At 32.5% G+C, this 13,324-nt stretch carries 15 protein-coding genes and 1 tRNA gene; 12 read left to right on the forward strand and 4 right to left on the reverse strand.

Annotation, left to right across the window (positions count from 1 at the left end; all coding sequences use genetic code 11):
* Positions 1 to 63 precede the first annotated feature (63 nt).
* From ESY88_RS02635 to ESY88_RS02655, 5 genes are all read left to right on the forward strand, one after another.
* Positions 64 to 137: transfer RNA gene (locus ESY88_RS02635), tRNA-Arg, on the forward strand.
* A gap of 771 nt (positions 138 to 908) precedes the next feature.
* The gene (locus ESY88_RS02640) at positions 909 to 1,130 is read left to right on the forward strand and encodes a helix-turn-helix domain-containing protein (protein WP_147085355.1); all 222 of its coding nucleotides are present in this window, start codon (positions 909 to 911) and stop codon (positions 1,128 to 1,130) included.
* Positions 1,117 to 1,449 (forward strand): HipA N-terminal domain-containing protein, encoded by a 333-nt coding sequence (locus ESY88_RS02645; RefSeq protein WP_147085357.1) that lies wholly within the window; start codon positions 1,117 to 1,119, stop codon positions 1,447 to 1,449. The genes ESY88_RS02640 and ESY88_RS02645 overlap by 14 nt, the downstream gene beginning before the upstream one ends.
* A complete protein-coding gene (locus tag ESY88_RS02650; protein ID WP_147085359.1) occupies positions 1,442 to 2,380 on the forward strand; it encodes a HipA domain-containing protein in 939 nt (312 codons plus the stop codon). Before ESY88_RS02645 ends, ESY88_RS02650 begins: the two co-directional genes overlap by 8 nt.
* A gap of 76 nt (positions 2,381 to 2,456) precedes the next feature.
* Positions 2,457 to 3,107 carry a hypothetical protein gene (locus tag ESY88_RS02655; RefSeq protein ID WP_147085361.1) on the forward strand — a complete coding sequence of 217 codons (651 nt, stop codon included), beginning with the start codon at positions 2,457 to 2,459 and terminating at the stop codon, positions 3,105 to 3,107.
* Positions 3,108 to 3,423: 316 nt separating this feature from the next.
* Here the strand turns inward: ESY88_RS02655 and ESY88_RS02660 are convergent, their stop codons facing one another.
* The 4 genes from ESY88_RS02660 to ESY88_RS02675 form a co-directional block, all read right to left on the reverse strand.
* Positions 3,424 to 4,374 (reverse strand): hypothetical protein, encoded by a 951-nt coding sequence (locus ESY88_RS02660; protein ID WP_147085363.1) that lies wholly within the window; start codon positions 4,372 to 4,374, stop codon positions 3,424 to 3,426.
* Between the two features lie 53 nt (positions 4,375 to 4,427).
* Positions 4,428 to 4,727, reverse strand: coding sequence for a tyrosine-type recombinase/integrase (locus ESY88_RS02665; RefSeq protein ID WP_189702495.1), 300 nt, complete (start codon positions 4,725 to 4,727; stop codon positions 4,428 to 4,430).
* A 24-nt stretch (positions 4,728 to 4,751) separates the two neighbouring features.
* Positions 4,752 to 5,228, reverse strand: coding sequence for a phage integrase SAM-like domain-containing protein (locus ESY88_RS02670; protein WP_223270693.1), 477 nt, complete (start codon positions 5,226 to 5,228; stop codon positions 4,752 to 4,754).
* A gap of 145 nt (positions 5,229 to 5,373) precedes the next feature.
* On the reverse strand, positions 5,374 to 5,613 hold the full coding sequence (locus ESY88_RS02675; RefSeq protein WP_147129018.1) for a hypothetical protein: 240 nt from the start codon (positions 5,611 to 5,613) through the stop codon (positions 5,374 to 5,376).
* Between the two features lie 976 nt (positions 5,614 to 6,589).
* Between ESY88_RS02675 and ESY88_RS02680 the strand changes: the two genes are divergently transcribed.
* From ESY88_RS02680 to ESY88_RS02710, 7 genes are all read left to right on the forward strand, one after another.
* On the forward strand, positions 6,590 to 6,832 hold the full coding sequence (locus ESY88_RS02680; protein ID WP_147085371.1) for a helix-turn-helix domain-containing protein: 243 nt from the start codon (positions 6,590 to 6,592) through the stop codon (positions 6,830 to 6,832).
* Positions 6,833 to 7,094: 262 nt separating this feature from the next.
* Positions 7,095 to 7,682 carry a restriction endonuclease subunit S gene (locus ESY88_RS02685; protein ID WP_147085373.1) on the forward strand — a complete coding sequence of 196 codons (588 nt, stop codon included), beginning with the start codon at positions 7,095 to 7,097 and terminating at the stop codon, positions 7,680 to 7,682.
* Position 7,683: 1 nt separating this feature from the next.
* The gene (locus tag ESY88_RS02690; RefSeq protein ID WP_147085374.1) at positions 7,684 to 9,207 is read left to right on the forward strand and encodes a type I restriction-modification system subunit M; all 1,524 of its coding nucleotides are present in this window, start codon (positions 7,684 to 7,686) and stop codon (positions 9,205 to 9,207) included.
* Positions 9,208 to 9,335: 128 nt separating this feature from the next.
* The gene (locus tag ESY88_RS02695; protein WP_147085376.1) at positions 9,336 to 10,346 is read left to right on the forward strand and encodes a virulence RhuM family protein; all 1,011 of its coding nucleotides are present in this window, start codon (positions 9,336 to 9,338) and stop codon (positions 10,344 to 10,346) included.
* Positions 10,343 to 10,696, forward strand: a complete 354-nt coding sequence (locus ESY88_RS02700; protein WP_147085378.1) for a hypothetical protein — start codon at positions 10,343 to 10,345, stop codon at positions 10,694 to 10,696. The genes ESY88_RS02695 and ESY88_RS02700 overlap by 4 nt, the downstream gene beginning before the upstream one ends.
* Positions 10,686 to 11,924, forward strand: a complete 1,239-nt coding sequence (locus ESY88_RS02705) for a restriction endonuclease subunit S (RefSeq protein ID WP_147085379.1) — start codon at positions 10,686 to 10,688, stop codon at positions 11,922 to 11,924. Before ESY88_RS02700 ends, ESY88_RS02705 begins: the two co-directional genes overlap by 11 nt.
* 4 nt (positions 11,925 to 11,928) lie before the next feature.
* Positions 11,929 to 13,194 carry an AlbA family DNA-binding domain-containing protein gene (locus ESY88_RS02710; protein ID WP_147085381.1) on the forward strand — a complete coding sequence of 422 codons (1,266 nt, stop codon included), beginning with the start codon at positions 11,929 to 11,931 and terminating at the stop codon, positions 13,192 to 13,194.
* The last annotated feature ends 130 nt before the right edge of the window (positions 13,195 to 13,324 follow it).

Raw genomic sequence — 13,324 nt, forward strand, 5'->3', positions numbered from 1 at the left:
AGCGCAAGTATAATTGTTAAGATTTTTAAAGGGAACTGGAAGGTTTTAAAACATTCAAAAATCGGCCTCGTGGCGCAACTGAATAGCGCACTTGATTACGGCTCAAGAGGTTACTGGTTTGAATCCAGTCGAGGTCACGAATAAATCATACAATAAGAAAAAACGCCAAGTTTACTTGAGCGTTTTTTTGTTTGTATGATTTTCAAAGCGGAGCTTTGCTGGAACACCGCAGGTAATCCTGGAGTTTTCAATTGCTACAATGAATCTAATCTAGCTTGAGCGTTTTTTTGTTTGTATGATTTTCAAAGCGGAGCTTTGCTGGAATACCGCAGGTAATCCAGTCGAGGTCACTGGTGTTTATAAGGGTTTCAAGAAATTGAGACCCTTTTTTGTTTTCTATATTCACACTATATTCATACTATTTTAAAATTAAGGCTGTTCACACTACTCCTATATTCCAGCTTTTCCAACTTCCAGTCCATCGACTGAAAAATAATTATTTGTTTTAGGACTACACTTACTACATCTTTTTGAGAGCTGGTAAAAGAATAAGCATATTATGTACTCATAAACGGCTCATTAATCTTTTTGAAATAAATTTCAATAGTTAATTATATCCGATCAAGAAAATATAGACTTGATTTTGATGTTACGTAATTAAATAACATCTTCCGATAAGTGCGAGTCTATCATATGACAAAAAAACACTACGAATTAATGTGTAATTCAAAGCAAAAAAAATGAGAAGTACTTATATCCAAATGGCTACTATTAATGCTATAAATATAGTTTTTAGTAAAACTTAGTAGTTATATGCAATAACATATAGTATTTATAATTTTAAATGAATTGTATGTTATTGCATATAATTATGTATTTTTGTGTATAATTATACGTAAATACATATAATGGAAGAGTTGGCAGATTTTGTGAAAACACGGCGGAAAGAAGTTAATCTTACTCAAGAGGAGTTTGCTGATAGGGCAGGAGTGGCATTAACCGTGGTCCGAAAAATAGAACAGAACAAAACAAATTTGAATCTTGATAAGGTTAATCAAGTTTTAAAGATGTTTGGGCATAAACTGGTGCCTATAAGTTTGAAAAATATAAAAGAAGATGAGACAAGCTAAGATCTTATATGATAATGTTATTTGTGGATTATTGACAGAAACGGATGATGGAGAATTCACATTTAAGTATGAGGATGCTTATGTCAATCATTATCCCAGTCAATTCATAACGTTTACTATGCCTGTAAGAAATAAAGAATATAAGGAAAAACGACTATTTCCATTCTTTGAAGGTTTAATACCTGAAGGATGGCTGTTAGACATCGCTTCAAAAAATTGGAAGATTAATACCAACGACCGAATGGGGCTGTTATTGGCCTGTTGTCAAAATTGCATAGGTGCTGTAAGTGTTCAACCAATACAGATGAAAGATGAGTAAGTGTTTATACTGTTATAAGGAGGTTGCCTCAGGTGAAGATTTTCATCGGGAATGTAGCCTTGCTTTTTTTGGAGTTGAAAATCCTCCTAAAATAGAATACTCTCTAAAAGAAATGTCTGAATTGGCATTAGAAGTTGTGGAGCGCAGTGTTTCTGTTCCTGGAGTTCAACCTAAAATTTCTATGTCCTTGATTGAGGATAATAAAAAGGACAAACGATTAACAGTGGTTGGTGCTCTAGGTGGTAATTATATTTTTAAACCACCTTCAGAAGATTATGCTGAAATGCCAGCAAACGAGCATTTGACAATGAAAATGGCAGAACTATTTGGTATTGAAGTTGTTACGCATTCACTTATTAAGTTGGCTTCTGGGGAATTGTCCTATATCACTAAACGTATTGACAGAAACGAAGATGGTTCTAAAATCCATATGATCGATATGTTTCAGGTTGTTGAGGCATTTGATAAGTATCGCGGTTCTATGGAACGTATCGGCAAGGCTATTCATGAGTATGCAGATAATACATTATTAGATCTTCTCCGATTTTACGAATTGACTGTTTTTAGTTTCTTAATTGGTAATAATGATATGCATTTAAAGAACTTCTCTATGATAAAAACGTCTTACGGATGGGCTTTATCTCCTGCTTATGATTTATTAAATGTTGCCATTGTTAATCCATTGGACAAAGAAGAATTAGCATTAACTATTGCTGGGAAAAAGAAAAAAATAACGAAGAAAATACTCTTTGATTTTGGAGTTGGACTAGGTTTGTCTAAAAAGCAAATTGAAGGGGTTTTTAAACGTTTTAAGGAATTGCAAGAAGTTGCTATTGACTTGATTAAAATTTCTTTTTTGAGTGAGAGTATGCAGCGTAATTATATTGAATTAATAGAAAATAGATATCATTTATTTAATAAGACCCATTAAAAGGTTATAGGTTTTTTTATGAAAATTATATGGTTCTAATAGAGTTAATTGAACTTGTAATATTAAAGCTAAATATATGGAATTTGTAGGTCATATTGTTTTGAACACACCTTTCCCATGCCATGGTTCTTGCCTGAATAAAAAAATTGAAATTATTATTGGGCAGCATGTGGGGCATTTGTATATGCCTATTTTAAGGAATGATATCGAAAAAGAATCACTTCCTTTTCTTTCTGAACCTTTTCCTCAATCAACTGTCAAATTTAACCAAGAAGTAAATTGGGGTAGGTTGGTTGACTCGGGCAATAATATTTCATCTGTTGAAACTCTTAAATTTGTTTTCAATATCAAGGATGTAAATTTTTTAAATAACCAAGACAAATTTATAATAGAGACGGATCGTTGGCTTAAAAAGTTTGAAGAGAATTTGTTTCCACTCTATTGGATTTTAAATCTTGGAACAATTAGAGTTGCTGGAGAAATGAATAATAATTTTACATATTATTATAAAAATAACGAAGCAAAATCTCAAAATTTATATCAAAAACATAGTGGTACAAAAATTATAATAACGACTCAAGAAAAAGATGGTCTAAACCTCAAATTATTAAAAAAAATAGTCAGGTTATCAAATCAAAATAAGGAAATCTCCATTGATTATAGACTTTTACGCGATGCGCATAAATGTTTCTTAGCGGGTGATTATAGGAGTCAATATTATATATAGGCACTTGCTTAGATATTTTATTAGATACTTTGATTTTAGTTAGATTGCCTACAAGGTCAATTGAACTTAAAGAATGGATAATAAAGGGTAATAGGACAATTTTTAAAAAAATTGAAATAATTCATGAGTTTGGTCCTAAGATAAATGATTTGAAATATGTTCAAAAACAGATAAGCAATATTCGTAATGACGTAATTCATGCGGGTTTTGTGCCATCTGAAACAGAGTGTTTGCAATCATATACTTTGATCGCAAAATTGATGATAGAAAATCAAAAAAGGATTTACGTTTAATTTTACTTTATGAAAGACAATAGTCATGAGAGAAAGGATTGTGGTATTGGTTCATTATCCTCAAAAGTGGATTTAAAAAATATTAATAGTTTCTGCTCATTCAGATAAAATTTTCCTTTACTATTAGGAGTTTTTCCTAGTACACTGAAAAATTCATAGACATACTCTAGGCTGACTCTAGAAATGAGATGGTTTTGCATTTTTGAAAGATCCTCCTTTTTTAATTCAGGTTTCTTTGTATTAGCGATAATTTCTCCATTTAAATACTTTTTGAATATTGGTGTAAACAATTCATTTTTAGAAAATATAATGCTCCAAGCTCGATAATGATAACCTTCAAATACTCCATCTTGATAACCATTGCCTATTTCGAATTGGATATCTGAATTGATAGTGAAAAGAAATCCTTTGCCACTAGTCACTGTTGGCGACGATGATCTGTCAGTAGTAATAAACTTGAATACCTCATTGGCATAGCTTTCTCTATCTGGTGATCCTAAATTAAGAAGCAATGGTGTTATTAAATCTTTTTCGAAATCATTGAAACCTTCATTAAATCCTTCCGCATATTTTTTGAAATATGGTTTTAAATCTAATAAACTATTCAAATTGTGATTGCCTTCTAATGTATGTTTTTCAAATGGATGCAATAGGCTATTTATCTTAGTCCATAAACTTATCCTACTATGATATGCACCTTCAATTACGAAAGGAAAGGGAGAAATAGCCTGGCCATAAATGCTATAATTAGAGTTTTTAGAAAGCTTTTGCCACTCTTCTTTATATAATAAGCTTTTATTTTGCGCAATATAACTCTGCTTTATAGCTTCATCAATTGAACGATACATTAATAGATGATGATGAGTAAGTACATCAGGCACAATATTTATTGTTTCTACACTATTAAGAGTTTCAATAAATTTAAATTTTCTAATTTTTTCTAGAAGCTCTTCGTTTATTAAGATGTCTTTCATATTTGTAGTGTAGTAAGTGTATTAAATGTAGCTTTAAAACAAACAATTATATTTTAGAAGTCAAGTAAAGAATTCGCAAATTCCTTCTTTGCTTTATCTTCAAAACCTGCAAAATAATTCTTTGTTACATTGAGGTCACTATGATTTAATGCTTCACTAATAAATTCCATTGATGCTCCCTTTCGAATCGAATTAGTAGCAAAAGAATGACGCGCCCAATAAAAACTACAATCCTCAGGTAGTTCGTTTGCTTTTGCTATTCTTTTAATATGGTCATTTATATAACGATTGAAATTTTTAATTTTCTTGTATTGAGTTTCGCTTCCTTCGGTTTGTGTTACAATGTCAAACACCAAACCATTTTTCTTTTTGTCGCCTTATGTTTTAATCACGCTTTTTGTAAATTCGGTCAAATAAATAGTTAATTCTGTCTTTTCTGAGGACTTATCAAAAGTTTTGGCTCTATTATAGGTGAATTTATTATCAGCAATATCTGAATATTTCAGTAAGGCGATATCTTTCAAATTCACACCATTACAAGCATAGCTAAAAAACCAAAAATCTTTGACCTTTCCCTCGTTCTCATTGGCAACCTTAGCATTAAACAGTGTTTTGAGTTGCACACTATCTAATGCTTTTTTAACCTTCTTAATACGAGGTATTTTGTATTGGTTTTTTCCAAAGGGATAAATATCATTACCAATATCATTTTCTTGAATGGCATTATTAAAGACAGCTCTTAATGTCCTGGTATAAATTCCTATAGTGGTATAGCTTTTACCTTTGCCAACCATAAATAGTTCATAATCCTTCAACCAATCGACTGTAATATCAGTAAAGGATAATTTATCAATACTACATCTCTTTTGAGCTCACTAAAAGTAGCTAAGGAATTAAGGGTGTATCTGTAGCTTTCTGCTGTGCCAATTTTGTCATTACTTATATGTTTGTCGAGACTAAATTAAAATGATATTTTATGTTATTTTTATCGGTGGATTTTCAAAATAGCTTTGATTCAAATTTAGAAAAATCAAAAACAGACATTGCTTTGGCTTCATCATTCGCTCTTTTTTCAATAGCCTTTAACTTTAATATTATTTCTTTGTTCGTGCCTCTTAATTTTTTATTTTCAGGGTTTAACCATATGGTGTCAAACTCTTTTTCTGTTAAGCCGATTCCAGTGGTGAAGTATCTTACTTTTTTAACATTTTCATGATAAATTGAAATATTATAAGTCATCCCTTTTTGATTTAAACCAAAGATGTATGTATTCACACAATTTTCACACTTTTCATGGTATTAAAGAGTAATGAACAGGTATTGTATTTTGATGATATTAGTGAGTTGCTTGTAAACAAAGGGTTTTTTGAGTACTTAGGTAAAGTACAGGTAATGAACAAATACAAGGACTCTTGATTACGGCTCAAGAGGTTACTGGTTTGAATCCAGTCGAGGTCACGAATAAATCATACAATAAGAAAAAACGCCAAGTTTACTTGAGCGTTTTTTTGTTTGTATGATTTTCAAAGCGGCGCTTTGCTGGACCACCGCAGGTAATCCTGGAGTTTTCAATTGCTACAATGAATCTAATTTAGCTTGAGCGTTTTTTTGTTTGTATGATTTTCAAAGCGGAGCTTTGCTGGACCACCGCAGGTAATCCTGGAGTTTTCAATTTCTACAATGAATCTAATCTAGCTTGAGCGTTTTTTTGTTTGTATGATTTTCAAAGCGGCGCTTGGCTGGACCACCGCAGGTAATCCTGGAGTTTTCAATTGCTACAATGAATCTAATCTAGCTTGAGCGTTTTTTTGTTTGTATGATTTTCAAAGCGGCGCTTTGCTGGAACACCGCAGGGAATCTAGTTCTCCTATTTGATGCGCCAAGTGTACTTGAGCGACTTTCTATTTAAGTATTTTCATGGCAGAGCTCATTTTGAATCGCTGCAACTGATTCTGCAATTTATCACTTGCCCAAGCTTACTTAAATTTATCAGTTTGAACTTTTTGTTTGAAATCCCGAAGCTTCATGAGAAGCGTTATATGAACAACAAAGTTATGTCACTCAATATCCAATCAAAAACCGACAACCCCATTCTATATAACTCAAATTAAGTTCATACCTGAAAAGGTATAATTAAGAACAGAAATAAAAAATTATACCTAATGAGGTATAAAATTTATACATTGCATTACTTTACACCCTTATGGGTATAATTATGAAAGATTGGAATCGAAATAATACTATTGCTGAATTTGTTAGGAATAGCAGAAAAGCAAGTAAAATGACACAGTTAGAGTTATCTGATTTGACTGGTGTTGGAATACGATTTATACGAGATATAGAACAAGGGAAGCCAAATTTAATGACTGCAAAAATAAATCAAGTTCTACTGTTTTTTGGACAAGAACTATCTCCAAGGCCAATAAGTGATGCCACAAGGAGGAATTTGCTTGCATAACTACGATAGATTTTTAAGTATTGAGGAAGATGCTATATATTTTGAGGAAATCAAAGCGAAGATGCGTCAACAGTCCTCGCTCGCTGTTAATTAGCTCAATATATAAACAAAATTCTTAATATGAGTTTTAAGAATTAAAGCACGAATAAGTATAGATGAATTTGTATAGTTATTACATCATAGCTATTATGTATTAAATGTTGATTGTTTTACAATATTATTTTGTGTATATTTGCATCGTACTAATTATGTATGTAGGATTATGCAAAACAAATCAGTTGTTCTAAAATCAATTCTCGCTTATAACGGACTCTCTTCTGGGCACTCTTTTAGGGATAAAATAAAACACACCCACAATGGAAGCCTTCGTGTTATTCAGCTAAAAGATTTTGAGGAAAATTACACCGTTATTGGCAATGATTGTGTTTTGGTTGACGGAGAAAAAATCAAAACCAAAAACTATTTAGAGAATGGAGATGTACTTTTTATTTCTAAAGGGGCAAATAATTTTGCTGTATCTTACATGGGTTTCGACGACATCCCGACAATTGCTTCCTCTGCTTTATTCGTACTTAAAATAAATAAAAATCTCGCAAATCCAGATTTCGTTGCTTGGTACATCAATCAGTCAAAAGTTCAAAATTACTTCAAAACAAATGAGGCTGGCACATATACAACGAGTATAAACAAAGCAACAATAGAACATGCGCCAATTATACTTCCTTCTTTAGAAATGCAGACCAAAATAGCTAAAATTGCAAACCTTCATAATCAGGAGTTAGTACTTAACAATAAAATAATAGAACTAAAAAATAAACTAACAACTGCCCAACTTTTAAACATACTATAAAATGTCAAATAAATTGAAACCAACACAAGACCAAATAAACGCTGCATTATGGAATGCCTGCGACACTTTTAGAGGTGCGTTTGATTCCTCAGAATACAAAAACTACATTTTGGTTTTTATGTTCATCAAGTATTTAAGTGATGTTTGGAAAGACCATTACAATGCCCTCAAAGAACAGTATGGTGACAACGAGGAATTAATTCAAAGAAAACTAAAACGTGAGCGCTTTGTGCTTCCGCCCAATTGTTCTTTTGATTTTATATTCGATCATAGAAACGATACCGATATTGGCGAGAAAATAGATAAAATCTTTGCCCAAATAGAAGAGCGCAATATTGAAAAGTTGGATGGTGTTTTTAGAAACATCAGTTTCAACTCAGATAAATTAGGACAAACTAAAGATCGTAACCGTCGTCTTAAGAACCTAATCAATGACTTCGCAAAACCAGAACTAGATTTCCGTCCATCACTTTGGGATGATAAAGAAGATATTCTTGGAGAAGCTTATATGTATCTGTTAGAAAAGTTCGCATCTGGTGCTGGTAAAAAAGGCGGAGAATTTTTTACGCCAAAAGAAGTGTCTGGCTTATTGGCAAAATTAGTGTCGCCAAAAGAAGGAGACCGCATATTTGATCCAACGTGTGGTTCTGGTTCTCTTCTAATTAAAGTAGCCGAAGAAACCAAAGATAAAGAAGGCAATTCTACCAATAATTTTGCCATCTACGGACAAGAAAGTAATGGCGATACTTGGGCATTGAGTAAAATGAACTGTTTTTTACATAAAATGGATTCTGCTCAGATTGAGTGGTGCGACACCATTAACAATCCTAAACTTATAGAAGGCGACGCCTTAATGAAGTTTGATATTGTAGTGGCAAATCCGCCTTTTAGCCTCGATAAATGGGGACACGAGAACGCAGAAGCAGACCGTTACAAAAGATTTCTTCGTGGTGTACCACCAAAATCGAAAGGAGATTATGCCTTTATCCTACACATGATTGAAACCACATCGCCTAAAGGTAAAGTTGGTGTCATTGTGCCACATGGAGTGCTTTTTCGTGGAGGTGCAGAGCAGAAAATACGCCAAAAACTAATTGAAGAAAATCTATTGGAAGCGGTTATTGGCTTACCTACTAACCTATTCTATGGCACAGGGATTCCTGCTGCGATTCTTATTTTTAATAAAGCAAAAACAACAAAAGATATATTATTCATTGATGCTAGTAAAGGCTTTGAAGATGGTAAAAAGCAAAATGTGTTGCGAACAAAAGACATAGATAGAATTGTCGCTACACACAAGGATTTTAAAACTATTGAAAAATTTAGTACCGTTGTAAAACCAAAAGAAGTCGCTGAGAATGATTACAACCTTAACATACCACGCTATGTAGATACGTTTGAAGAAGAAGCCCCAGTTGACATCGCAGAAGTGCAGAAAAATATAGTCCAACTAGAAGCTGAATTAGTAGAAGTACGTGCAGAAATGAACAAACATCTAAAGGAGTTAGGATTTTTCCCATCCTAAATCCTTCCCTAAAGGAAGGACTTTTGATTGATAAAATAGAAATAGCAGTTGTTCGAAAATTTCGAATAACTGAATAAGAAAGTAGTAAAGTTGTCAAGTAATACTTGACAACTCAAAACAGAATGCTTATGAGTAATAAAGAAGAAAATAATATAATTATATACACTACACAAGATGGTAAAAGTTCCGTAGCGTTATTTGCGCGAGATGGTAATGTGTGGATGAATCAAAAACAGCTTGCAGAACTTTTTGACACCTCCGTGCCAAATATTAGTATGCACATTGCAAGTATACTGAAAGACAAGGAGTTAAATCCTGATTCAGTTGTTAAGGATTACTTAACAACTGCGGTAGATAATAAAGAATATAATGTTACTTTTTATGCCCTAGATATGATATTAGCCATTGGATATCGTGTGCGTAGCAAACGAGGTGTGCAGTTTAGGCAATGGGCAACCAGAAATCTAAGCGAGTTTGTGATTAAGGGTTTTGTAATGGATGATGAACGCTTAAAAAATCCTGATGGTCGTGCAGATTATTTTGATGAATTATTAGAGCGCATACGTGATATACGTGCTTCGGAAAAGCGCTTTTATCAAAAAGTACGAGACTTATTTAGTTTAAGTAGTGATTACGACCCAACAGATAAAGCCACACAAATGTTTTTTGCAGAAGCTCAAAACAAGTTGCTTTATGCTACCACAAACCAAACAGCAGCCTCGCTTATAGTAAAACGTGCTGATGCTGCAACATTAAATATGGGTCTTTCTACTTGGAAAGGTAGCGTGGTTCGAAAACAGGATATTACGGTAGCAAAAAACTATTTAACAGAAGATGAACTAGACAGTCTAAACAGGCTAGTCGTTATCTTTTTAGAAACAGCTGAACTACGTGCCAAGAACAAGCAAGATTTAACGATGCGTTTTTGGCAAAATAATTTAGATAAAATTATTGAATTTAATGATCTTCAAGTATTGAATAACGCTGGAAAGGTAAGTCATAAACAAATGGAAAAGAAAGTGCGTGCACATTACGAAGTCTATGATAATAAACGTAAAAAAGGAGCAGCAGAAGAAGCAGATCGTATAGATTTAGAAGATTTAAAGTCTTTAGAACAAAAAATTAAGAGACAAAAATGATACTACACCCAACCATAAACCGAAGCGTATTACTCGTTATACCAAAACAGCCTTTTTACGATTGGAGCAATACGCTATTTCCAGATTTAGAACCTACAACGCTAGCAGAGATCGATGAGTACAATAGTTACTTATTAGAAGACGAACTCTTTATAGACAACCCAAAAAAGGAATTAAAAAAATACTGGAAGAAAATTTTTATAAACGAACTCTATGGACAATGTATGGATGACACTACGTTTCCTCACTTAACTTGGAAACTATTTACAGAATGGTTCGATTTCCATCGTTCTGCTGTGATTTCAGATTTAACAAAAGACCCGCTTTATACTATAGATTATGACGAATAAAAATACTCAAAATGAGGTTGCTTTGGCTGAAGGAAAAGTAGGTTATAAAAAAACGAAGTTAGGTTGGATTCCTGAGGAATGGGAAATTGTTCAATTCAAGGAAATAGCAAAATTTAATCCTAAAGCTGAAGAGTTACCTGAAAAATTTATTTATATAGATTTAGAAAGTGTGAAAGATGGCACTTTAAGAAAGGAGAATAAAATTTCTAAAATTGAAGCACCAAGTCGTGCTCAAAGATTATTAGAAAATGAGGATATTTTATTTCAAACAGTACGTCCATATCAAAAAAATAATCTTTTTTTTAAGAGTAATGGTAATTATGTTGCTTCATCAGGATATGCTCAACTTAGAGCAAAAAAATGTAGTGGATTTATTTACCAACTCATATACGCTGAATATATAAACAATCAAGTAATGGCGAGATGCACAGGAACAAGCTTTCCTGCAATTAGTGCAAAAGATTTGTCTGGTATTTATGTAAAACTTCCACCACTTCCAGAGCAACAAAAAATAGCAACCATCCTAAATACTTGGGATAAAGCCATAGCAGCACAAGAAAAACTCATTGCCCAAAAACAAGATTTAAAAAAGGGATTGATGCAGCAGTTGTTAACTGGAAAGAAACGGTTTGCTGGGTTTGAGGGTGAGTGGGAGGAAGTGAAAATTAAGGATATTGCTGATACTTTTTCAGGTGGAACACCGTCAAGTAAGAAAGTTGAATACTACAATGGTAAAATTCCTTGGTTAAAATCTGGGGAGTTGAATAAAGGAATAATAAAAAATACTACGGGCTATATTTCTGAATTAGGTTTAAAAAAATCCTCAGCAAAACTAGTCGAGATTGATACAATTTTAGTCGCAATGTATGGCGCTACCGCAGGTGTTTGCGGAATTACAAAAATTAAAGGAGCTATTAATCAAGCTGTATTAGCTTTAATTCTTAACAAGGGATTTAGCACCTATTTTATTTACCAACTTTTAAAAATGAAAATGCCTCACATTGTTCATAGTATGGTACAAGGTGGACAGCCAAATTTGAGCGGAGGAATTATAAATAGTGTAAAAGTAAAAATACCTATACTCGGAGAGCAGGAAAAAATTGGAGAGTTATTATTAAATAGAGATTATGAAATAGATATGATACGGAAAAAACTAGGGAACATGAAAACGCAAAAACAGGGTTTAATGCAGCAGTTGTTAACTGGAGCGAAACGGGTAAAAATTTAAAAATATGCAAAGTCCTTTAGATAATGATATTATTGTGGAGTTGATGAAAACGAAAGCAAATGGTCGTCTTTACAAAAGAGAATCTACTGCGCTAGAGTTTAAATCTGATTTTGATTGGGATATAAGAGAGTCACGTATCAAGTATTTAAAATCTATCGCTTCCTTTGCCAATAGGTTAGGAGGATATATGATTTTTGGAGTTTCAGATAGTCCTAGATTAATCTCTGGAATTACAAAATCATTTATGGAAATAGATGATTATCAAATATCACAATTCATAAATCTCTATTTATCGCCTGCACCAGATTTTGAAAGAGAAGAATTTCTAATTAATGGAAAAAAAATAGGTGTAATGTTTATTCATCCAATAGATAGGAAACCTGTGGTTTGCATTAAGAGTTATGGTAATATTATGTCTGATTCCTCAATCTATTATCGTTACAATAGTTTGAGTTGTATAATCAATTCTGGCGATCTTATACATTTATTAGAAGAAGCGAAACAAAAAGAGAATGACAAATGGATGAAATTATTCACATCGGCTTCTACTGTTGGCGTTCATAATGCAGGAATTTTTGATATTAAATCTGGTAAAATCTCTACTCAGAAAGGTAATTCTTATGTTCTTGATGAAAATTTGTTAAAAAGATTAAAAGTATTAGACAAATACTCACAGCAAGAAGATGGTGCGGAAGCAGTTAGAATTATTGGGGAAATTGATAAGACAGGCACAGTTATTAATCGCCCTTTTGCAATTCATGACGATGATATTATCATAGGATTTTTAGGCGACAAAGATATTAATGCACCTATAGAATACTTAGAAGCAATGTGCTATCAAAGTTCAGGTTTTATGCCTATTTATTATTATATCAATAAAACTGATTTCAATATCGAAGATATTTTAAAAAAGCTCAAGAAAGTAAAGACTAGGTCTCAGGCCAAAAAGAAATTAATAGCAAGATTAGAAGATGATAGTAATATTTTAAATCAAAGAAAAAGTTTAATTATGGAAAATTCCACTTCGGTTAGAACTAAGAGATTGAGGTATCATAATCAATTGATTAATGGAGAGGAAATCATATATAAGAATACTGGAGAGGTCAAACGATTGTTAGAAGCTATTTGTAATCTACAGCATGGGACTTTTAATTTTGCTTATGTTAAGAATGTTCTCATTGATGTATATAACAATTATTTCAATACTGATCTATCGTCATTTATTAGAAAGACAGTTTGTTATTTAGATTTATTAGAAAATAAAAATTAGGGGAAATTTAAACGAGTTCCCTAAAAAACAATAAAGTTTCCCCAGAAACTGATAAGGGAATTAATGACGCAACTAATGCTTTAACTAATGATAACGCTAATTTTATAGGGTTTATAAAGAGTTTTAGAAG

The sequence above is a fragment of the Subsaximicrobium wynnwilliamsii genome, assembly GCF_007997225.1.
GTDB classification, from domain to species: domain Bacteria; phylum Bacteroidota; class Bacteroidia; order Flavobacteriales; family Flavobacteriaceae; genus Psychroserpens; species Psychroserpens wynnwilliamsii.

Coding starts and splice junctions, on each gene's coding strand:
- ESY88_RS02640 (WP_147085355.1), top strand. CDS start 909: ATGGAAGAGTTGGCAGATTTTGTGAAAACACGGCGGAAAGAAGTTAAT.
- ESY88_RS02645 (WP_147085357.1), top strand. CDS start 1,117: ATGAGACAAGCTAAGATCTTATATGATAATGTTATTTGTGGATTATTG.
- ESY88_RS02650 (WP_147085359.1), top strand. CDS start 1,442: ATGAGTAAGTGTTTATACTGTTATAAGGAGGTTGCCTCAGGTGAAGAT.
- ESY88_RS02655 (WP_147085361.1), top strand. CDS start 2,457: ATGGAATTTGTAGGTCATATTGTTTTGAACACACCTTTCCCATGCCAT.
- ESY88_RS02660 (WP_147085363.1), bottom strand. CDS start 4,374: ATGAAAGACATCTTAATAAACGAAGAGCTTCTAGAAAAAATTAGAAAA.
- ESY88_RS02675 (WP_147129018.1), bottom strand. CDS start 5,613: ATGACTTATAATATTTCAATTTATCATGAAAATGTTAAAAAAGTAAGA.
- ESY88_RS02680 (WP_147085371.1), top strand. CDS start 6,590: ATGAAAGATTGGAATCGAAATAATACTATTGCTGAATTTGTTAGGAAT.
- ESY88_RS02685 (WP_147085373.1), top strand. CDS start 7,095: ATGCAAAACAAATCAGTTGTTCTAAAATCAATTCTCGCTTATAACGGA.
- ESY88_RS02690 (WP_147085374.1), top strand. CDS start 7,684: ATGTCAAATAAATTGAAACCAACACAAGACCAAATAAACGCTGCATTA.
- ESY88_RS02695 (WP_147085376.1), top strand. CDS start 9,336: ATGAGTAATAAAGAAGAAAATAATATAATTATATACACTACACAAGAT.
- ESY88_RS02700 (WP_147085378.1), top strand. CDS start 10,343: ATGATACTACACCCAACCATAAACCGAAGCGTATTACTCGTTATACCA.
- ESY88_RS02705 (WP_147085379.1), top strand. CDS start 10,686: ATGACGAATAAAAATACTCAAAATGAGGTTGCTTTGGCTGAAGGAAAA.
- ESY88_RS02710 (WP_147085381.1), top strand. CDS start 11,929: ATGCAAAGTCCTTTAGATAATGATATTATTGTGGAGTTGATGAAAACG.